This window comes from Paenibacillus sp. J22R160 (assembly GCF_059692135.1).
On the sequence record NZ_JCAUAU010000005.1, the window covers coordinates 34,960 to 56,474 of the forward strand.

At 43.6% G+C, this 21,515-nt stretch carries 18 protein-coding genes; 4 read left to right on the top strand and 14 right to left on the bottom strand.

The window, feature by feature from the left end; genetic code table 11:
- Nucleotides 1–95 precede the first annotated feature (95 nt).
- Together AC58UW_RS13955 and AC58UW_RS13960 are read right to left on the bottom strand one after the other, a co-directional pair.
- A complete protein-coding gene (locus tag AC58UW_RS13955) occupies nt 96–1,349 on the bottom strand; it encodes an acyltransferase family protein (RefSeq protein WP_497421247.1) in 1,254 nt (417 codons plus the stop codon).
- Between the two features lie 25 nt (nt 1,350–1,374).
- A complete protein-coding gene (locus AC58UW_RS13960; RefSeq protein WP_497421248.1) occupies nt 1,375–2,601 on the bottom strand; it encodes an FAD-dependent monooxygenase in 1,227 nt (408 codons plus the stop codon).
- A gap of 279 nt (nt 2,602–2,880) precedes the next feature.
- On the opposite strand from AC58UW_RS13960, the gene AC58UW_RS13965 reads away from it, so the two are divergent.
- Nucleotides 2,881–4,218, top strand: a complete 1,338-nt coding sequence (locus AC58UW_RS13965; RefSeq protein ID WP_497421249.1) for a glycosyltransferase — start codon at nt 2,881–2,883, stop codon at nt 4,216–4,218.
- A gap of 62 nt (nt 4,219–4,280) precedes the next feature.
- Here the strand turns inward: AC58UW_RS13965 and AC58UW_RS13970 are convergent, their stop codons facing one another.
- From AC58UW_RS13970 to AC58UW_RS13985, 4 genes are read right to left on the bottom strand one after another with little or no spacing between them, the layout of a single operon-like run.
- Nucleotides 4,281–4,862 (bottom strand): TetR-like C-terminal domain-containing protein, encoded by a 582-nt coding sequence (locus tag AC58UW_RS13970; RefSeq protein ID WP_497421250.1) that lies wholly within the window; start codon nt 4,860–4,862, stop codon nt 4,281–4,283.
- Nucleotides 4,863–4,908: 46 nt separating this feature from the next.
- Nucleotides 4,909–5,979 carry a dTDP-glucose 4,6-dehydratase gene (gene rfbB / locus AC58UW_RS13975; protein ID WP_497421251.1) on the bottom strand — a complete coding sequence of 357 codons (1,071 nt, stop codon included), beginning with the start codon at nt 5,977–5,979 and terminating at the stop codon, nt 4,909–4,911.
- Entirely contained in the window at nt 5,976–6,890 is a 915-nt protein-coding gene (gene rfbA, locus AC58UW_RS13980; protein WP_497421252.1) for a glucose-1-phosphate thymidylyltransferase RfbA, read from the bottom strand. The genes rfbB and rfbA overlap by 4 nt, the downstream gene beginning before the upstream one ends.
- Nucleotides 6,891–6,906: 16 nt before the next feature.
- Entirely contained in the window at nt 6,907–7,884 is a 978-nt protein-coding gene (locus AC58UW_RS13985) for a dTDP-glucose 4,6-dehydratase (protein ID WP_497421253.1), read from the bottom strand.
- A 214-nt stretch (nt 7,885–8,098) separates the two neighbouring features.
- Here AC58UW_RS13985 and AC58UW_RS13990 point away from each other — a divergent pair, with 214 nt between their 5' ends.
- Together AC58UW_RS13990 and AC58UW_RS13995 are read left to right on the top strand one after the other, a co-directional pair.
- Nucleotides 8,099–8,806, top strand: a complete 708-nt coding sequence (locus tag AC58UW_RS13990; protein ID WP_497421254.1) for a hypothetical protein — start codon at nt 8,099–8,101, stop codon at nt 8,804–8,806.
- A gap of 45 nt (nt 8,807–8,851) precedes the next feature.
- Nucleotides 8,852–10,387, top strand: a complete 1,536-nt coding sequence (locus tag AC58UW_RS13995) for an MDR family MFS transporter (RefSeq protein WP_497421255.1) — start codon at nt 8,852–8,854, stop codon at nt 10,385–10,387.
- A 70-nt stretch (nt 10,388–10,457) separates the two neighbouring features.
- On the opposite strand, the gene AC58UW_RS14000 is transcribed toward AC58UW_RS13995, so the two are convergent.
- Nucleotides 10,458–11,048 (bottom strand): TetR-like C-terminal domain-containing protein, encoded by a 591-nt coding sequence (locus AC58UW_RS14000; RefSeq protein WP_497421256.1) that lies wholly within the window; start codon nt 11,046–11,048, stop codon nt 10,458–10,460.
- 378 nt (nt 11,049–11,426) lie between these two features.
- Entirely contained in the window at nt 11,427–12,278 is an 852-nt protein-coding gene (locus AC58UW_RS14005) for an SDR family oxidoreductase (protein WP_497421257.1), read from the bottom strand.
- Nucleotides 12,279–12,518: 240 nt separating this feature from the next.
- Between AC58UW_RS14005 and AC58UW_RS14010 the strand changes: the two genes are divergently transcribed.
- Nucleotides 12,519–13,247 carry a hypothetical protein gene (locus tag AC58UW_RS14010; RefSeq protein WP_497421258.1) on the top strand — a complete coding sequence of 243 codons (729 nt, stop codon included), beginning with the start codon at nt 12,519–12,521 and terminating at the stop codon, nt 13,245–13,247.
- A 402-nt stretch (nt 13,248–13,649) separates the two neighbouring features.
- On the opposite strand, the gene AC58UW_RS14015 is transcribed toward AC58UW_RS14010, so the two are convergent.
- The 6 genes from AC58UW_RS14015 to AC58UW_RS14040 all read right to left on the bottom strand — a co-directional run bounded on the left by AC58UW_RS14015 (nt 13,650) and on the right by AC58UW_RS14040 (nt 21,509).
- A complete protein-coding gene (locus AC58UW_RS14015; protein ID WP_497421259.1) occupies nt 13,650–15,005 on the bottom strand; it encodes a sulfatase family protein in 1,356 nt (451 codons plus the stop codon).
- 33 nt (nt 15,006–15,038) lie between these two features.
- On the bottom strand, nt 15,039–16,610 hold the full coding sequence (locus AC58UW_RS14020) for a type 2 periplasmic-binding domain-containing protein (protein WP_497421260.1): 1,572 nt from the start codon (nt 16,608–16,610) through the stop codon (nt 15,039–15,041).
- A gap of 56 nt (nt 16,611–16,666) precedes the next feature.
- A complete protein-coding gene (locus AC58UW_RS14025; protein ID WP_497421261.1) occupies nt 16,667–17,566 on the bottom strand; it encodes a carbohydrate ABC transporter permease in 900 nt (299 codons plus the stop codon).
- A 49-nt stretch (nt 17,567–17,615) separates the two neighbouring features.
- Nucleotides 17,616–18,494 carry an ABC transporter permease gene (locus tag AC58UW_RS14030; RefSeq protein WP_497421262.1) on the bottom strand — a complete coding sequence of 293 codons (879 nt, stop codon included), beginning with the start codon at nt 18,492–18,494 and terminating at the stop codon, nt 17,616–17,618.
- 163 nt (nt 18,495–18,657) lie between these two features.
- Nucleotides 18,658–20,910: an AraC family transcriptional regulator gene (locus AC58UW_RS14035; RefSeq protein WP_497421263.1), complete on the bottom strand. Its 2,253-nt coding sequence runs from the start codon at nt 20,908–20,910 to the stop codon at nt 18,658–18,660.
- Between the two features lie 371 nt (nt 20,911–21,281).
- The gene (locus tag AC58UW_RS14040) at nt 21,282–21,509 is read right to left on the bottom strand and encodes a hypothetical protein (protein WP_497421264.1); all 228 of its coding nucleotides are present in this window, start codon (nt 21,507–21,509) and stop codon (nt 21,282–21,284) included.
- Nucleotides 21,510–21,515: the final 6 nt, after the last annotated feature.

Sequence of the window (21,515 nt, forward strand, 5' to 3'; positions counted from 1 at the left end):
TAAAATAAAAATATTATAAAAATCAATAAAATAAAAAATAGCTGCAGGGGCAGCCCTAACAGCCAGTATAAAAGCATGGAAACTAATTACACTTATTACGCCTTCAATAGGGGTTGAGGCGTATTGCTTATTAATTTTCTTTTCCCGTGAGACCAATTAAGTACCGGTTTTTCAACAAAATAAAAGGAAAGCGTTGCGAATAGGAATGAGACGACTAGAACGACACCAGATACACTGAGCCAAGTGCTCAGACTCTTCGTCCCCATGTACTGGAAGTCTTTCGCCCAAGTGACCGAGGAAACACCAATAATCACAAAATGCCAAAGATACAGCCCAAATGACACTTTGGACGTAAACTTAAATAGGCGATTATCTAGTATTTTGGCAGCCCATCTCGATTGTGAAGCAGCGCACAAACTGATCGCTATAAGTAAGGGATAGAACGGGAAGAAGAAGGGCTGTTTTTGCAAACTCAAACTGAATTCAGGCATGTGGCGTACGAACCACAGGAGTGCAAATGAGCAAAACAAGCCTCCTAAGCTTACAAAATCGAATACACCGATGTATTTAATTCTGCTGAGGCTCTGGGAACTTTGGCGCAGTCCTGCGGAAACGCCTGCAGCGAGTATCCCAATGGTGAATTGACCAAAAAAACCAATAGGATTGTAGTTCGGCATCCAGTACTTCGCACCGCCAATCCACCCATAGTCCCAGCCTTTCCCTTCATTGCTCGTAGAAAAAAATAAATGGACAAGTTGGTTTAGCCCTATGATTAGGATAAATACACCCACCCAATACAACAGACCATTCCGTATAGATCGTTGTTTGAACGTCCAGCGATATAATCCCATCATAAACAGAGGCATCAGTACATAACAAAATACTTCAAAGCTAATAGACCATAAAGGTCCGTTTACTTCGTTAGGGAACAATGTTATGTAGTGAAATCCCGCAGTAAACGTTAGTGCCGCCATCAAGCGTGCCCAGAAGTGCTCCGTCGGTACATGAAATAGAACCGTAATCAGCGTTGCAACTATGACAGCTATGTAATAGCCCGGCATAATTCTAGCAGCGCGCCGAACCACATACTGCTTAATATCCGGATATGCGCTTCCGTCAAGGTACTTTTGCCAATACGGTGAAGCTAATAAATACCCGCTTAATACAAAAAACACACTTACTCCCGCATTACCCATAAGCAAGAAGGATTGCAGCTCCTGCATCCAAGGCAACTGCGACTGCATGGCCAAGAATTGTGACAGGTGATGAAAGATGACTGCAAGACATGCTATCGCCCTAAACCCATCTGCTCCACTTAAACGATTGTCAATTAGGTTTGACTTGTTCACAGGAATCGAGCTCCTACCTATCATTTTAGTGGACATGTAAGAGATTCTCTCTAATAATTCCATAGGCCATCTTTGTTGCGAGTTCTACTTTCATAGGAGACTGATTAAGCATCTGCATCTTCATACGTCTTTTCATCATGTCTTCATCACTTTCCGCCATAAGGTCCTTCTCTTGATCCGCCTGAAACGCTTGAATAAAGCCCACATGTTCTTGGCGTCTCAACTGGAACGACTGAAAGGCTTCTTGTGGAATGACAGATTTCGGATTTACCGCAAGATAGTCTGAGATCACAGGTGCCAATTCATAGGCATCTTGAATAGCTAAGTTGACCCCTTGTCCCAATATTGGGGAAACGGTGTGAGCCGAGTCTCCAATCAAGATAAGTCCGTCACGGGACCACTGGGATACCTCTGCTGTGAAAATATCAAGGAGAACCGTATCTTTCCAACTTTGAATATGCTCCTGTACGATGCCATCCAACTGAGGTTCCAATTTGCAAACTGTGTCATAGAAAACACTAATATCTTGTTTTCTAAAATCCTGATAGGCACCTTTGGCAATGTTAATACCAACACGAAGTTGATCCGGATAAGTAGGCAAAATAATCAAGTGCTGATGCCCATCGACTTTAATACGGGTTGCACTTTCCCACCCGTCAGGGCGCGGTACACGGAACCAAACGGCATCCCGTTTGAAATGTTCAATTTTGGCATGAATACCAGCCATTTCGCGAATACGTGTGTACCGTCCACTCGCATCAACAACGACCGAACTATTCACTGTCACGAATTCCCCGGACTTCTCACGGTACACAACACCCCTGAACTGTCCTTCCTGTTCAATTAGTTCAATACCTGTAGCTCCCATTTTCAAATGAAAATTAGGATAATCGCTGGCTTTGTCCAATATTGCCCCAATCAAAACCGGCTGCGGCAAATCGATAATAAACTTCTGTTCATAGGGAAACTCATGGAAATTGACCGCAAATATTTTTTCCCCTTGGTCATACATCTCCAGGCCTTCCACCTGCAAATACCCGTGCTTTTTGAGATTAGCGAGAATGTCCAATTCGTTCAAGATAACAACCGACCCCTGAGAAATAGACTCCCCACGAAACTCCCGTGAAAATGCTTGATGCTGTTCTAGCACCACCACTTCAAGATTACTTTGCTTTGCAAGCAATAACCCTAACATAGCACCTGCGGGACCAGCTCCAACAATACACACATCAGCCTGAATGACTTGATTCATAACAAATCCTCCTTTAGTTTGGGTACATAAGTTCCATAGCCAATCCACTGTCCTTAACAAAAAAAGGAAGATAGATTAGTCCCCGACAGGGTGCCGAAGCATTCCAACCTCTGTTGACTGATACTGGCCTTTATGATAAGCTAATACACATAAAAATTAAACTAATTACTTTAGTTTGTCAATAACAACATGAAGTAAATAAATTATTAAGATTAGCATAATTGCTTCACTGACACACCATATATGATTCCAAATCAAAAGTAATTAGGAGGAGACAAATTGGCACGCTTTCTAATCGCAGTATGGCCTTCGGATGGGCACGTAAATCCTACAATCCCATTGGCCAGAAAACTTGTTGAACGAGGTCATGAGGTCATCTGGTATTGCAGTTCGCTATTTAAAGAGAAAATTCAGGCTACCGGTGTCACTTTCATTCCTTTCACCAACCTCAAGAATTTTAGCGGTTCCACTCTGAATGAGCATTTTCCCAAGTATATGGAATTAAAGGGGCTCAAACAGTTCAAATGGGGAGTCCGCAACATCATTGGAGGTACAATGGAGGGGTTTGATAAGGATGTTAAGGCTATTCGCGAAACATTCAAGCCAGACGTACTCGTTATCTGCCCTACATACACAGGTATTATTCCACTTCGCAGACGAGGGGATACAATAAAGACAGTTTGTCTCGGCATGCTGCCATTGTCGGTCACGAGTAAGGATATAGCGCCGTTCGGACTCGGCATCAAGCCTGTCGATTCCTCTTTCGGCCGCCTGCGCAACAGCATGCTGCATTTCCTTGTTCAGAAAATTTTATTTCGCAAAGAGCAGCAGCATTTTAATAACATTCTAAAGAAAATGGGACTTCCTATACTGGATCGCTGGGTGTTTGACGCAGCAGTCTTTTATTCAGATGTGTACCTTCAAGGGACATGCCCCTCATTTGAATACCCTAATCGTGATCTTCCTCCAAATGTACAATTCGTCGGGCCTTTCAATTTGACCACTCCTGCACACGATTTCCCACTGCCATCATGGTGGGGGGAATTGCAGACAGCCAAACGCGTTGTGCTTGTCACGCAAGGAACGCTAGCGAATGAAGATTTTAATCAATTAATGATTCCTGCGATTAAAGCACTGGCTAACAAAGACGTTCTGGTTGTAGCTACAACCGGAAACAAACCGCTAACGAACCTTCCGTTTCAATTGCCAGACAATGTAAAGGTAGAGAAATTTATTCCCTATTCTCTTCTAATGCCTCATCTAGATGCAATGGTAACCAATGCCGGGTATGGCGGAGTTCATTATGCGATTCAACACGGAGTCCCGCTTATCGTTTGGGGGAAATCGGAAGATAAAAGTGAAGTCAGTGCCCGTGTCGATTGGTCAGGAATCGGCATCAGCCTTAAATCGAATCGGGTAACGTCAGAGGAAGTAGGACAAGCGGTTGATCAAATATTTGCCAATCCTAGTTTTAAGCAAAGGGTTACCAAGTTACAAGAAGAGATTGAAGCCCTAGACGCCTACTCACTCTCTATTCAATGTCTTGAATACATGGCAGCGGATGTTTCTGGTAATGCCACGGAAGATACAACCGAGAAAACCTTTAGCTACGTCTGATAAACGACAAAGAAAAATCCCGCATTCTCTCCTACGGAGGATGCGGGATTTGTTGTTTAGAATTAATGAGCTGTATGGGATAAGCGGACATGCAGCCCGGCCAAGAACGTATCGATAATGGTCTGTAGGCTTATGTCCAGGTCGAATGGAAGACCAAAGCCACCCTTTTGTTCAAGCGAAGCAAAGCCGTGCAAAATGCTCCTCAAAGCGCGGGCCATATGAATGGCGTCCATTTCCTCAAGCTGATACACCTTCAGAACTTGGGTAACGAGATCTACAATTTCTTGCCCGACCTCCTGTGAATCTGAGTCTTGAGGTCCTGTAGTTAGAAGTGTTACCTCGTAGAGTCCGGGATGTGACCTTGCGAAAGCGACATAAGCTTTGGCCATTTCGCGAATCGCTTCATCACCGGAGCGGCCGATTGCCGCACGTATAAGCACGTTAAGAAGTTGCTCCAAACCATAGATGGAGAGCAGTTTGCGAATGGCTTGAAGTCCTTTGAAATGATTGTAAAGAGAAGGGGAACGAATGTCGAGCTTCTGTGCAAGAGAAGTAATCGATAATTCTTCGACCCCGCCTGTATCAACAATTTCTGTAGCCGCTTGCAAAATAACGTTCAAGTTAATACTATTTCTTGGTGCCATAGTTGTTACTCCTTTGTTCTTTGGGCTTGATCAAGAGAGAAGAACCTCATACACCTACTTTCTGTTTCGGCTGATATAGCTCCCGATACCATTCAATTGTTTGGCGCAGCCCCGAATCAAAAGAAATATGTGCCTTCCAGCCCAACTCCTTGTACATTTTGCTACAATCGATCGCATATCGCCAATCATGCCCTGGCCGATCATTAACAAACTGAATCAGTTCGCTGTAGCTGGACAAGCCCGCTTCCCTCAACTGTTCAGATGCCAACTCATCCAAAATCGCGCAAATTTCCATTGCTAAGCTCAGGTTATTACGTTCGTTATCCGAGCCCACATTATAGGTCTCACCATTTGTACCGTTATGAAATACAAGATCAATTGCCTCCACGTGATCTTGCACATGGAGCCAGTCTCGTACATTGCGTCCGTTGCCATAAATAGGTATCGGCTTCAAATGAAGGGCAGAACGAATGACCGTTGGAATAAGCTTTTCGTCATGCTGCCGTGGCCCATAATTGTTGGAGCAATTGGTTATCACGGCATGAAGGCCATAGGTGCGGTTAAAGCTTCTAACGAGCATATCTGAACTCGCTTTGCTTGCGCTGTAAGGGCTATTCGGGGCATACTTGCTTTCTTCGGAGAACTTTCCTGTTTCCCCTAGGGCTCCATATACCTCATCCGTTGAGATGTGATGGAAACGGCATTCTTCATAACCTGGCTTTACAGCACCAGGACCATCCATCCAGTGTCTCATCGCCGCATTCAATAACGTGAATGTGCCGACGATATTCGTCTGAACGAACACCCCGGGGTTTGAAATTGAATTGTCCACATGAGATTCAGCCGCAAAATGAATGATCCCACGAATGTCATATTCTGAAAAAATAAAATGAACCAGCTCTTGATTCTCGATCGATCCATGTAAGAACGTATATTTAGGGAATTTACTCACTTGCTCATTGAAGTCTTCTGATGCGGCGTATGTCAGCTTGTCCAAATTAACAATCTCGTAATCTGGATACTTGGACAGCATATGAAGGATAAAATTGGAGCCGATGAATCCGGAACCTCCTGTTACGAGAATGGCATTCTGGTTCATCGAATGACGGAGTTTCATGCCAAATGCACCTCCATGTTGTTGGAAGTAGTCGTGTGCTTACTGTGACCTCTTTCAACGATGTCCAGTAAATACTGACCGTATTCGTTCTTTAATCGTTTGGCAATGTGAACAAGCTGGTCTTGATTAATATAGTTTAAATGAAACGCAATTTCCTCGATACAGGCTATTTTGAATCCTTGGCGTTTCTCCAATGTCTCGATAAACTGTGAAGCTTGCATTAATGAATCATGGGTACCTGCATCGAGCCAGGCTAGACCGCGACCGAGAAGCGTTACACGCAGCTTGTTCTGCGCCAAATAAACAGCGTTCAAATCTGTAATTTCAAGTTCTCCTCGCGCAGAAGGTTTGAGCGACTTGGCAATTCGAACGACGTCATTATCGTAGAAATATAGCCCCGTCACTGCATAGTCCGATTTCGGATACTTCGGTTTCTCTTCAACCGATAATACGCGATTGCGCTCATCAAATTCGACAACGCCGAATCGGGATGGATCCTTGACCCGGTACCCGAATACGGTAGCTCCATTCTTATTTTTAACGGTCTCCTGTAACATCGCCGTAAACCCTTGACCGTAGAAAATGTTGTCCCCCAGAATGAGCGCAACATCATCGTTGCCAATAAAAGATTCTCCAATTAGAAAAGCTTCTGCCAAACCACCCGGATGCTCTTGCACCGCGTAAGAAATCGTAAGACCGAGGGTACTCCCGTCCCCGAACAAGCCTTGGTAACGCGGGGTATCTTGCTGTGTACCGATAATTAGAATATCGCGAATACCCGCAAGCATCAGGACAGAAAGCGGATAATAAATCATGGGTTTGTCGTAAATAGGCAGCAAATGTTTCGTCACTGAAATCGTGAGCGGGTATAGCCGTGTCCCCTGTCCACCAGCTAGAATAATTCCTTTCATTTGTATCCTCCTTCTATCAGATCGTAGTTACTTCCTCTTGAGCAGTCCACCACTCCGCATTGCTTTGATACCACGAAGCTGTCTCTCGGATGCCATCCTCGAGAAGGTAGGTCGGTTTCCACCCAGTATCCGTGGTGAGTTTATCGCAATTAAGCGGGTATCTGTCAAAGTTACCTGGCCGATCAGCTACCGATTGTACCAGCGACCATGGACGGTCTAGATATTGAAGCACAGTTTCAACAATTTCCTTCGTGGTTGCAACTTGATTTCCCGAGATATTGTAAACGGAACCGGGTACTCCGTTATGGATAATTGCGTCAAGTGCAGAGCAATGATCTTCAATATGCAGCCAATCTCGCATTTGTCCTCCATCGCCATATAGCGGAATCGGCTTGTTAAGAAGTGCATTGGTAATCACAAGAGGCATCAATTTCTCTGGTGTCTGATACTGACCATAATTGTTCGAGCACCTGGTAATGATCGTATCCATACCAAACGTCTGGTGGTAAGACTGAGTAATCAATTCGGTTGCGACTTTACTTGCGCCATATGGGTTGACTGGGGCAAGGCGAAACGTTTCCGTAACTTCACTCCCTTTATGCATCGGACCGTACACTTCGGCGGAAGATATTTGAATCACTCGCTTGACGCTAAACTTCCGTGCCATATCAAGGACCATCTGCGACCCTAGGACATTGGCGCTAATTAATGAACCGGGCGTCTGCAAACTTCGGTCAATGTGCGTTTGTCCGGCCAAATTAACCACAACATCCACGCCTAAACCAAAAGCCCGTACCAAAGCCAGCTCATTTTCGATAACTCCGTCGACATAAATGTAATTTGGATTTGCTTGGAATCGTGCTACATTCATAGCCCGACTTCCCGCTCTGCAAGGAGAAAAATTAATGATTGTGTAATCTGGATGTTTTTGAAACAAATGATTGGTCAAGTTTGTCCCTATAAATCCTGAACCGCCTGTTAACAGAATGCGCATTTGTTTTCCCTCCATTTCTCACGTTACAGTTTAAGTACTCGTTAGTATGAAACTACTTTGAATTTAGACTAATATAATTAGTCTGTCAATTAATTTAAGTAATTTAATAATAAAATAATAAGTTGACTAACTAAGTTAATTAGTTTTATGATAAAGAACATATACCATTCATAAGGGTTGAAATCTATCCTTACATTACTGGAGGTCTGTCGGCATGAAACCAAGCGTGACTGCGGGGAAAGTGACTATCACTCACGAAAATAAGGTCTATTCCAATGTTTCAAAATCTGCGAATGTTTATCGGGTTCAACTTGCAACCATCGCACTAGGTATTTCCGGCATCCTGTTTGCCCTCTATCCAGCGATTCGCCCCTTCTCTGATGAAGTATCCTTGTCTGGAGCTGCGGCATTTGCTTCCACGGAATGGATGATTGCGCACGTAATGGCAATACTCGGATTCATTTTTTTAACATTTGGTTTATTAGGATATTACCTTTTCCTCCAAGGAACAACCTCGGATCGCCTTGCATTCCTAGGATTTGCGTTGAGCCTGCTGGGTACAGGTTTGACACTGCCCTTTTACGGCGCTGAAGTTTTTGGCCTGCATGCAATTGGACTGGAAGCAATCAAGCAGCAGAACGCAGACTTAATCAGTATGGCTAATGTCGTCCGTTTCGGCCCCGGATTCATGATGATCCTGATCGGGCTCATCTTTCTTGCAATTGGATGTATCTTATCTGCCATTGGAATTTGGAAATCTCGTACCCTGCCGAAGTGGAGTGGTATTCCCCTTGCTGTAGGATTTCTGCTTTACATTCCACAGTTTGTGGGAACTCAGCCGATCAGGGTAGCTCATGGCGTGCTCGTGGCGATTGGATGTTTGTGGATGGCAGTGAGTTTATTTAGAAAAAGTCGCCACTAGCAAAAGTAATGGCTGAAAACTACTGTTTAAAGCGAGGTATATGGCATGCTACAACAAAAAAACAATAAATTGGGTATAGTGTTCGCCGGCCTTTTATTAGGCATTCTGATGGCATCGATGGATAATACAATCGTTACCACCGCTATGGGAACCATTGTCGGGGACCTAGGGGGATTAGACAAATTCGTTTGGGTGTCATCCGCGTATATGATTTCCGAAATGGCCGGAATGCCCATTTTCGGTAAGCTATCCGACATGTACGGACGCAAGAAGTTTTTTGTATTCGGCATTTTAGTCTTTATGCTCGGTTCTATTCTCTGCGGAACGGCACAATCCATGGTTGAGCTAAGCATTTATCGCGCCATTCAAGGAATCAGCGGAGGCGCTATCATCCCCATTGCTTTCACCATTATGTATGATGTCGTACCTGCAGAAAACCGTGGCAAGCTTGGTGGCTTATTTGGCGCTGTATTCGGGATTGCCAGCATCTTTGGCCCTTTGATTGGTGCCTTCATTACGGATCATATTAACTGGCATTGGGTATTTTACATCAATCTCCCGATCGGCTTCCTTGCTCTTATCTTTGTTGCTTTCTTCTATAAAGAATCACATGAGCATTCTAAACAAAAAATCGACTATTGGGGAGCATTGACCTTAGTCGGTGCTATCGTTTGCCTGATGTTCGGCTTAGAACTTAGCGGTAGGCCGCTTGCTTCGAATTCGGGCCTGATTATTGGTTTATTTGGAGGTTTCGGCATCATGACCGTCTTGTTCCTTATTGCCGAAGCGCGCGCCGCAGAGCCAATTATTCCATTCGCCATGTTTAGAAAGAGATTGTATGCCATGAGTAATGCAACTGCGATATTCGGTGGAGCAGCCTTCGTCATTACATCGGTGTATACGCCAATCTTCATTCAGGGAGTACTTGGTGGTTCCGCCACAAATTCGGGCCTGGTTCTTCTTCCTATGATGTTAGGTACTGTTGTTACAGCAACCGTCGGCGGATTTTTAATGAGTAAATTCAGTTACCGAGCCATCATGATACCCGCTTCGATTATGTTTGCAGCTGGGATCTATTTATTAACTACTCTATCTTCGGGTTCCTCCCAGCTCATCGTTACGATGTACATGATCATTGTTGGCCTAGGAATCGGATTTTCATTCTCGGTCCTAGGGAATGCTTCGATTCATGGAATCGATGCCAATCAACGCGGTTCAGCCAGTTCAACGCTAACTTTTCTTCGTTCACTCGGAATGACGGTAGGCATTACTATTTTCGGGATTATTCAAAGTCATGCTTTCATGAACAAGCTGGCATCCAATGCTGCCGTTAAAGACCAACTCCCGCAAGGGATGGCGCTCAACGATCCGCACGCCCTTCTTGATCCTGCCGTACGTATGAACATTCCTGCATCGGTACTAGATGTAATCACCCAAGCATTGTCTTCTTCCATTGTGCTTACATTTGGTTGGGCTCTAGTTCCTGCACTGCTTACGGTTATGTCTGCGGTAGCGATGAGCAAAGAAAAGCTGGAAGCCGATCCTGAAGTAAATGCCAAGGCATCTGCAGTTGTTCATTAAACTCAGCATCTCGTAACAGAACAACCCCCGCACCACTCCGAGAGGGTGGATGCAGGGGTTGTTCTGTTAATTAATTGGTTTTCAGAGCAGCACTTGGATAACGCGCATGCAAACCGGCCAAGAACGTATCAATAATCATTTGTAAGCTATCGTCAAGATCATAAGGAAGACCGAAGCCGCCCTTCTGCTCCAGCGAAGCAAAACCGTGCAATATGCTCCGCAATGCTCGTGCCATATGGATTGCGGCCTGCTCCTCAAGTTGATACGCTTTCAATACTTGTGTTACGAGATCGACGATCTCTTGTCCGACCTTAACCACCTCAGCGTCATGCGGACCCGGGGCGTGTAGAGTCACTTCATATAGACCAGGATGCGACCTTGCAAATTTAACGTATGCTTTTGCCATTTCATGGATCGCTTCGTCACCGGAACGACCAATCGCAGCGCGTATCAGAACGTTGAGAAGTTGCTCCAATCCATAGACAGAGAGCAGTTTTCGAATGCCTACCAGGCCATTGAAATGGTTGTAAAGGGAAGGTGATCGAATATCCAGCTTTTGAGCAAGCGCCGTTAATGTCAATTCTTCCACACCGCTCGTATCGACAATTTCCGTTGCCGCTTTCAAAATGTTAGTCAAGTTAATACTGTTTCTTGGTGCCATAATTGTTACTCCTTTGTTAAACGTGGTTGACCAAAATAGGAATCAGTTTCTGCGCATCCAAGGCGCCTCCATGATCCCCATGCCTATGGGTAATTAAATGAAAAGCTGTTAGTCTGATTGCAACTCTCCAATCCTTATTATTGCATTATAACTAATGAAAATAGTTATATCAAGTTAGACGTTACATTATGACTATAAATCATACTCTAAAATTTCCAGGTAATTAATTTAAAATAATATAATTAACTTATAACTTTCATACTAAGTTCAGATGCCTGTATTCTGTGAAAACGCTTTACCTACTGCAAGTGAAGTAGTGGTAAAATTAACGACCGGCTCCCATTGAAGGGGCCGGTCGTTGTGAACATCGTAGCAGATTTACTTCGACTCTTTCAGCATGTTGTTCGCAGACTTGCTGAGCTGGCTGAAAATAAACGCCGGTGCAATCCGGTTCATGAGCTTCAAAGCGTTACTTTGCCCAGGCCGGATCTCGAAGTTATCCTGCTCCATCCCCCGAATGGCAGACCCGACCATGACGGACACGCTCATTGCTTTCGATCCCGCTAGATCTGCTGGGTCGAACGAGCCTACCAGCGGAGTATCTGTCAAAGGAGGCGCAAGTTCAAACACTTTTACTTTTGTATTTTTGAGCTGTACTCTTAGCGACTGCGTAAAAGAGTGAATCCCTGCTTTTGCTGCGCAATACACAGGTGAGATCGGCAGCGGGACGAAGGCAAGGCCTGACGAGACATTCATGATCGCAGCCGACTCTTGCATTTTCAGATGCGAAAGAAATTGTTTCACCATGCGGATCGGGCCGCTCAAATTCGTTTCGATCTCGCGGTTCAGATCTTCCAGATCAGTGTCCTGATCATGTAAATTAATCTTGCGCATGAATCCTGCATTGTTGATCAGGACATTAAGCATGGGATATTGCTTCACTACGGTTTCGAACAAAGCCGCAATCGCCTGAGGATCCCCCGCATCGCTTTGAATCGTATGTACCGTTGGCAGCTTTCTCTTCGCTGCATCCAGCCTCCCTTGATCCCGTCCCGTAATAATGACGGTATTCCCCAGCTTAAGCAGCTGAGCTGCAAATTCAAAGCCAATGCCGGATGTACCTCCTGTAATAAGAACCGTATTACCGCTCATTTTCATACGATTTCGGCCGTCCTTCCATTTTTTGAGTAGGGTACTCTCTACCAATAATTGTACATGAACGTTTGCCAAAAGAGAACAACTGCTCCCGAAAAAGAAGCTGCTTTTTCGCTCCCTAAATACAAAAGACGAAGCGCATTTTGGCCCCGTTTCTATCCTGCGCTCAAGAAATATTTCGGCTTATACTGCTAGGGTTAGACGAAACATGTAGAAGTACGTCGTTTAAAAATGAAAATTGAGCAAACCGATTGCACTCTAGCAACGTTTCCTAAATTGTACTGTCAAAAAAAGATACATGGAGGTAATCAAATCATGAAAAGATTAGCAGCTATTTTGTTCGCAGTAGTTTTCGTTTTATTCTCAGCACTTGGTAGTGGTAACTCTGCACAGGCGGCGTCCTCAGCGTATTGTGTTAATGGTGGTTATTCGGTTGTCATTAACGGTAAAACGTACAAGGGCGACCAAACAATCAAAATAAACTCCTTTGTGACAAAAGATATTCAAGTAATCGGTAAATACAATGAGTTCATTCTTAATGTGGACACGTTTTCGGTGAAAAACTACACGCTTACGGGTGTAGCAGGCCCTGGCGATATTACTGGAGGTAAACGTACGGTTGCATTTATTGAAAAAACGCCGCAGCTTCCAAGAAACCTCACTGGAGAAATGGAAGTACGTATTGATAAAGGATCCATTAATTTAGTCCGTAAAGGTTCAGTCAAAATGAAGATTCAGGCAAAAGACTGCTCACAAGGCGGCGTTTTTCAACAAGAAGCGGACTCCAAAGTTGTCATTAAAAACGTAATGAGCGATGAATTCAAATATGTCGAAGTAAATGCAACAGGCAAGCTGACCTTTACGAACGGATTCGTTAGCGGATACGACAGCCCGGAATTAGCGGCTAACATTAGCTTTGATAACCATACCTCTTATTGGAGTGTTGCTGCGGGTGGTCGCATTGGCTTTGTTATTGGGGAAGATGGCCTTGAAGGCGGTGCTCCGACTACACCGACAAACCCTGGAGAACCGGAAGAAGACTAAATCCATTCGATTCGTGAGACCACTGCTGTTTTGTGGAAGTGGTTGTCCTAAAAGTCATCAAATGGCCGAGGATGAGGCTTTTTTTGAACGTTTGGGAGCGCCTCCTTAGATTTACGGGAAATACTACCGTTATTTAATTGAATAACACTGCTACTAAGTGAATAAATGGAATTTCTCCTGTTAATGGGGACGATTGAGCCAGGAAGCAGGGGAATTTAAGTGAATTAAAGGTACTATTTCCAGTTATTTGTTTTTCTAAACCGAAATTACTTGAAATAACGGGAATTTTTCCCGCTAATCAAAGCAACTCCATAAAAGAAGAGGCTGTCCCAAGTCTTCCAATGACCGCGGACAGCCTCTCTTTTGAACTTTTGGGGACAACTTCTTTAGGTTTCTATGATCTTATAATGTGTACTCATGCTTATGGACAATTCGCTGCCCACTTGGGATTGGTACTGCTGGTGTAATCAACGGCGGCTCTTCCCCCGCTTCGACCATTCGTTCAATTAAACGCTCGCGTAATACAGCGGATATTTCCTTGTGTGATTCGTATCCTGCTAAATTCGTGAGTTCATGCGGATCTGCTTGTATATCATACAGAAATTGCTCTACGTATACATCTGAACAAGTATCAAGAACAGGATTTTTATCAGGAGCATGAACACTGTATTTCCAACGTTTGGTGCGTATTGCCCTCGCCACTTGGCTCTCACTGATTTGAATGAACACTTCAGATGGCCAACTCGGCTTCCCACCTTGCAGCAGCGGCATAATGGATCTCCCCTGCATATGCTCAGGGACGGGAATTCCGGCCGCATCCAAAAGGGTTGGAGGAAGGTCGATCAGGCTCACTAATGACTGAATTCGTCCTCCACCGTCAAATCCCGGTCCTGTAATCGCTGTTGGCACGCGAATTGAGCTTTCGTGACATGAACGCTTATATTCGTTGTTTCGTGTTTTAAAATGACAGGCATGGTCTGAGCTAAACAGGATGATGGTGTTCTCGGATAAATCGAGGCTCTTCAGAGCATCCTGAAGCCTCCCTAACGCTTCATCCAAGCGGCGCACCATGCCATAATAACCTCCTAAATGCTGAGAAGCCGTTCCGCCGAGTGCGGCTAAATCCGCAGGCGTCCACCTCCCCGAGTAACGTTCTCGATAGCCATCTGGAGCCGGATAATCATCAATATGATTCTGATGATGCGGTTCTAGATAAGAAAGGAACATAAAGAAGGGATTATCTTGGTTGTTATCAATAAACCGAATAGCAGCATCGGTCTGCGCGTCTACACGATACCCTGGAAGCTTGACGGCCTGATTATCATTATTATATAACACCGCATTGTAAGCATCTGACGAAAATTCTAGAAGTTCAGCAGCAAGCCAGTGCGTGTAACCGCCTCTCTTCGACTCTGGTACTGGTTCTTCACCGGCCAAATGCCACTTCCCTATATAGGCCGTTTGATACCCTGCTTCCTTGAAATAATGCCCTAATGTTCTAGAATTCTCAGGTAATGGGTTGTAGTTGGTTACACATCCTGTTGTCGTTGCGTATTTCCCCGTCTGGAAGCAGGAACGTGCAGGACCGCACACAGGCTGACATGTAAAAGAGTTATAAACATGCGTTCCGAATCCTGCCATTCTGTCGAAGTTAGGGGTCAATTCTAAAGGATTACCATGCACACCAGTCGTATCCCAGCGCTGCTGATCAGTGAAAAACACGATGACATTGGGTTGACCATCTCTTTTTTTGCTCATAAAAGCAACTCACTCCCTAGCCTTAGTTGTTTCTTATTTCGCAGATTTCTCAGATTTCTCAGCTTTCCATGTCTTGTTTACTTCATCTTCAATCACTTTGCCGCCTTGCTCGTAATACTTCTTAACGAATTCATCCCACGCATCTACGGGCAATTGGCCTAAAATGATTTTCAATGCGTATTCTGGCCAAAGCTTCGACTCTAGATCCGGATAATCAAACATGGTTGGCGTTGTTTTCCAGTAAGCATTTTTCGTGATGTATTGATTGCTCACACTGATTGCTTTTCGTGCATCTTCGGAAGGTACCCAACGACGATCAACAACTTGAACGAAGCGCACGGGGTTACCTAAACCCTGCTTATACAAGTCTAAGATATTGGCTTTCTGCGTGAGAACGTTTGACTGTTTATCATAGGTGTAATGTTCGCCTTCTTTTCCATAGGTAACAAGTGCAAAGCCACCGGTATCACTCTGATCCGCAGACCAATCAATCAGTTTAACTAGGCGGTCCGGGTCTTTCGCTTTTGCTGAAATGGCTCTTAAATCACCGTAACCGGGAGAAGTCTCGGCCCCGCCTCGGAGTCCTTGTGGTCCAGTTGGTGGAGGCAAAAAGCCAATTTTCCCATTCGGATTTGTTTTGGCAAGTGCAGATGCTCGTGGCGTTGTTGGATTGACATCCAAAGCGCTGCCCAGCCATACGCCGACCTTGGAATTGGCAACCTTCTCATCTACTTGCTTTGCTTCATTAACAGGGAAATCCGGATCAATAATTCCTTCTTTATACCAATCACTTAAAACCCTCAAGGCTTCCTTTGTTTCAGGTACAGTGAAACCTTTTTGCAACCTACCGTTTTTCTCTATCCAGAACGTCGGCTGAATACCGAATGCGCCAAAAATATTGCTGAATATCTCCTGTCTGCCAGAAGAATCCGTTTTGGAACTTGTAAGTCCGATGGTATCTTTTTTACCATTCTTATCTGGATCTCCTTCGGTAAACGCTTTCAACAAGTTGTGGAGATCACTAAGATTTTCTGGCATTTTCATTCCCAACGCATCCAGCCAGTCCGTTCGGATATTATAGCCAACAACAGATGGACCATTGAAAGCCTCTGGTCTGTAACCCGGAAATACCGCCCAAGTCTTCCCTTTATAGCGAAGCGCATCCAACTCGCCTTGATTCTGAAGTTTGGTCAAGTTCGGAGCGTTTTTCTTCATGAGATCATCGAGCGGCAGGATCAGCCCCTCGTCCGCATATTTGATCATAGTCTGAATATCCACAGAGAAATAATCCGGAAGATTATCGGATGCTGACAGGACATTTAATTTAGTGAAATACTCAGCTCCGCCAGAAATGCTCACTTTGTAATCAACATCAGTAACGCCTGCTTTCGCTGCAGCTTCCAGAATGGTCTTCTTATAAGGCCCTCCATCATCCGGATAACCCACGATATAAGCGGCATTTCGAAACATATTATACGTAACAGGACCTCCAGTAGACTTATTCCCCTCGCTTTCACTCCCGGTTTTTGTGCATCCAGCGGAAATTAACACCATACTTAACGCGCTGCAACAGATAAGAGTACGTCCTAATCTTTTCGGTGACATAGAAACCCTCCTTATTATCATTGTAACCTATAACAACATGCCTCGAACGCATGAAATTACCCTTTTATAGAGCCAATCATAACCCCTTGCACAAAATATTTCTGTAGAAAAGGATAGACACACAAAATCGGTAGAATCGTGGCAACAATCGTCGCGCCAATCACAGATTCTGTTGAAGTGTTTGAGATTTCACCTGTGAAACGGGCGTAGTCTTGACCACTAATCAAGTCCCTTAGCAATAAGGACAACGTATAACTTGATCTCTCGTTGATATACAGGAGTGCTGTGAAGAATTCATTCCAATGAGCTACAGCGACCCACAATGAGATTGTTGCCAGAACTGGCATGGAGAGTGGCAGTATTAATCTCACAAAAATGTGCACTGGGTTAGCGCCGTCCATTTCTGCTGATTCCTCTATTTCTGCTGGAATCGTCTGAAAAAAGCTCATCATTACCAGGGTGTTGTAAGCTGAAATCATTCCTGGCAAGATAAGAGACCAGAGCGAATTTAATAGTCCCAATTGCTTGACCACCAGATAAGTCGGGATAACTCCTCCGCTAAACAACATTGTAAATAAAATACCGAAGATCATCCATTTACGGCCGGGTACCTGAGACTTTGTGAGAGGGTAAGCGGTCGAAGCTGTAAGTATAACGCTTAGAAGCGTTCCGACTAAAGTAACGAATCCTGTATTCAAATAGGTATGCCAAATCATATTCGTACTCACAAGCGTTCGATAAGCATCTAACGTAAACTCCTTCGGCCAAAGAAACGCACCTCCTTTGGTCACTTGATCCGCTGATGAGAAGGATAATGAAATTTCATACCATAACGGATACAAGGTGGCTAAAGAAAAAAGGAGTAAAAATAAGCCGTTTAGCATCTGGAAAGTCCCTATGTTTTTTGGGAATATCCTCGTTTTCCGTGTTGAGATCGGTTGTATGAACGTGTTCATGGTGCTCCTCCTTGGAATCTACAATGCATTGCAGAAGCTCTCCTTCTCTTTACCACAAGCCTTCTTTCCCAATCCTCTTCGCAACCCAATTGGTAAAAGCTAACATCAACAATCCCACTACGGATTGAAATAACCCCGCCGCTGCCGCTAATGAATAACGACCATTACTAAACGCTACCCGATAAACATAGGTATCCAGAATATCTCCTACCCCTGTTACCAGTGGTGTAAGCAGAATATATACTTGATCGAAACCGGCACTTAGAATGAAACCCATCCTTAAGATCAGCAGCAAAACAATCGTCTGGGATATACCAGGGATTGTTATATGTAGAATCTGTTTAAAGCGATTCGCTCCGTCAATTTTTGCTGACTCGTACAATCCTGGATCAATACCGATAATGGCTGCCAAATAAATAACGGTTCCCCAGCCGGTCTCCTTCCACATCTGAGAAAGTACAAGCATGCTTCGGAAATGTTCAGGAACAATGAGTGGAGATTGTTCGAATCCGAGGGCCGTTATTAAACCGCTTGAAGGTGACAATACGGTAATTAGAATCCCGCCAATAACAATCCAGGACACAAAATGCGGGAAATAAATGATCGTCTGAACGCTTCTTTTGAACACCTGATGCCTGACTTCATTAATTAGAATGGCAAGGATAATTGGCGCAGGGAAATTAAATATTATTTTATAGAACGAAATGAGGATCGTGTTCCTTAGAACTTGCCAGAAGTCAGCTCGTTGAAAGAGCATGTCGAACCATCTCAACCCCACCCATTCGCTTCCCAAGATACCTGTGCTAACCTTGTAATCTTTGAACGCCATAATAACGCCGCCCATTGGAATGTACTTGAAAACAAGGAAGTATAGAATTCCTGGTATAAGCAGCAGATAATAATATTTGGCCTTTTGAAAGTCTTTCATCCAAGTATGTTTTGATCTCGATAACGCCATTTCACAGCCCTCGCTTTCTTGTATCCGCCTCCATTATTGGCATGAAGCACAAAAAAAAGAAACGGTAAAGTTTTGCCGTTTCTGTATGATCCTTGAACAAGGATCTTGTTTGTTCATATATACAACATGAAGTTCACAAACGTCTCATTACCCTAACCCGGTATTCTCCCGGTGTTGTTCCCGTATACTTCTTGAAGTATCTAATAAAACTGTGAGAATCGTTATAACCAATCAAAGAACTTATTTCCTGAAGAGATAACTTATTATCTTCTAGATAAGCCTTTCCACGTTCCATCCGAAACTCCGTTAAATATTCCAATGGCGATTTGCCGCATTCGTTCTTAAAGGTTCTACTTAAATAGCTTGGACTTATCTGCAAGTAATGCGCAATATCGCTTATTGAAATATTTTTCTGGTAATTTCCCTTGATATACTCAAAAGCACGAATCATATGTACATTTCGGTTATCATCTTGTCCCGTGCTTTGGCTAAATACCAATTTGTCAACAAATCTCAAGACTAAAGACTCCAGCTCCTGCTTACTGTGGGCATCATTTAGATGTAGCAAATTTTCATCCGCAAGTTCATTAAAATACTCATTCTCTTGCCTTAATTCGTGGACAATCACACTCAATAACATCATTAGCATTTCCACAAGCTTGTCGTGGGATGATTTAGTCGGATACACATAAGTTTGAAAAAGCTGTGAGACCGACTCTTGGGCTTTCTGCTGATCACCTGATCGGATACACATTAGCAATAGCTGTACAAATTGTGCAGGGTATCCCACAGTATCGCTTTGCTTCAGGTCCTCCATAATGACAACATCAACTTCATTGATAATGGCGTTATATCGAAGATTTTTGGCTGATGTTCTCTTCAAGCTTAATTCTTCGAGTGAACTGTGCAGAGATCCATAAATAAATTGTAAATTAATATTAAGCTCTGTTTGTGAAAGATCTATGATTGGATAGCTTATCTCTTGTAGTACTTGACGAAATTCATTGTCCACGCAGGCATGATTCGTATTTATAATAAAACCGAAACTGTCATCATTGAGAATCGTGCCAGCGATACCAAACTCCAGTGAGAAGGCATTTTCAATCATTGAGAAAATGAAAAGCCTGATTTTGTTCCTCTCAATTTCCGTGTGAGAACGCAGATCCATAATAACCGTCAAGTCCATGAAATGCGTTTTGGCGAAATCAATGCCTGTTTCCCTCATATGCTCGGCCGACATCACATCGTCAGGATGAATGATCCGGTTAAAAATTGCATTCACCCACCGTTCTTTGATGATCGGCTGATTCTGAAGAACCGAGGTTTTTATTTGTTCATTTTCACTTAAAATTTGATGGAGTGCATTTTCCACAAAATCAAACTCATTTCTTTTATCATACGGATCTGAGCTTTTCAGTCGCTCTTTGATGCCAGATATAATACGTTTGAAGGGGAAATACATCATCAGGGAGAGCAGATACGCCATGCCTGTGAACAATAAAGTAACGGCAAGAATTACGATTAGGACCTCTACTAATTTTCGGCTAACAAGCTCGTTATATTTCTCAACTGGCACTAGTCGGATGTAGGTCCAACCTAGCATTGGGGATTTCATTGAGCTCATGAAGTAACGCTTATCGTTCAACTGGACCCTCGTCCAACCTTGCTGATTCACCTCACCCTTTTTGTAAAAGGAGGCAAGATCATCGGATAGCTGATTGGCAAGGGGAAACACCACTCTTTTCGAGGAATCCATAACAAATATAGGCTGCGGTTCGTCCTTTTGAATCAACTGAACGGTTTCAAAGAAAATGTCTTTACGGATGTTAAAAATAAAAATACCGAGAGATTCCTTAGACGCAGTTGGTACACGCCTGCTGAATGTAATGACCTCTTCACCTGTTTTCAAAGTGCGAATTTCATGCCACTGGGCCACATTCTCATTATTTGAAGCTTCGTCTATAACGGTTTTATCATAAAATTCATTGATTGGATAAATCCCTTCCCCGGTCGTTAGGACTCTGCTATTTATTTTGGTAAATAGATATACCGAATGAAATAGGGAATTAGAAGAAATAGAAGTCTGCATTGTATTCTGTAGGATTCGGTAATCGTAAGCATTATAATTGGCGTCTTTCAAAATCAATGACAACTGTGGAATTAAAGAAAATTGAAGCGATGCACGGTCCATTTCCGAGGTTATGGCTTGAATAAGACTGGAATAATTCTGCAGATTAGTCTGGGACTCCGACTTCATCCCTTCCTCTACTTGGGCTGAATAATAGTAAAAATAAACAGCGCTTAAGATGACAGCCGGCACGAGAATGACAGCAATATAGGAAATTAGCAGCTTTTTGAAGTAAGACATTTTCTTAAAGATGTTCACGTTTCGCACACCCCGATTGTAAGCGTTTTCTATTCTGCTTCTATTATACAATATTTTGCGCACAAAAGGCTGCACGCGGCAGCCTCTGGTTTTGTTTTTTACTAACGTTCCTCGAATATGCCTACTGGCTTTTGAATTTGAAAATCTCATCGACAGCTTGCTGATACCCACCTGATTGTCTACAGAAGTACACGACTTCTTCTCAACGCGAAATCAGTTCTTGCACCACTCCAATAGTTGGATTGATATGTCCCTCTGAGCCACCATTAATAAATAATACACGCGCCATTTCAATCACTCCTTCGCCTATATTTTAACACAAAAAAAAGGAACTATGAGGGGTCATAGTTCCTGGTAGTGATTACAGCTATCTACTCTAGCTTCATGTAATAAAGATTTGTAACATCATCTTTTGTAACGGTATGTGCGCCAGGGGCAAACGATACACTGACAATGCCATTTGCTATGGCGTAGCTTGTTCCGTCTATCTTGATTTTTGTTCCGTCTGCTGTATTTAGCACTAGGGTTAATGTTGCTGCTGTTGTTGAGGTAAACCCTATACGGGTCCCAGACTCCATTTTTAGGACGCACTTCCTCAAATTAAA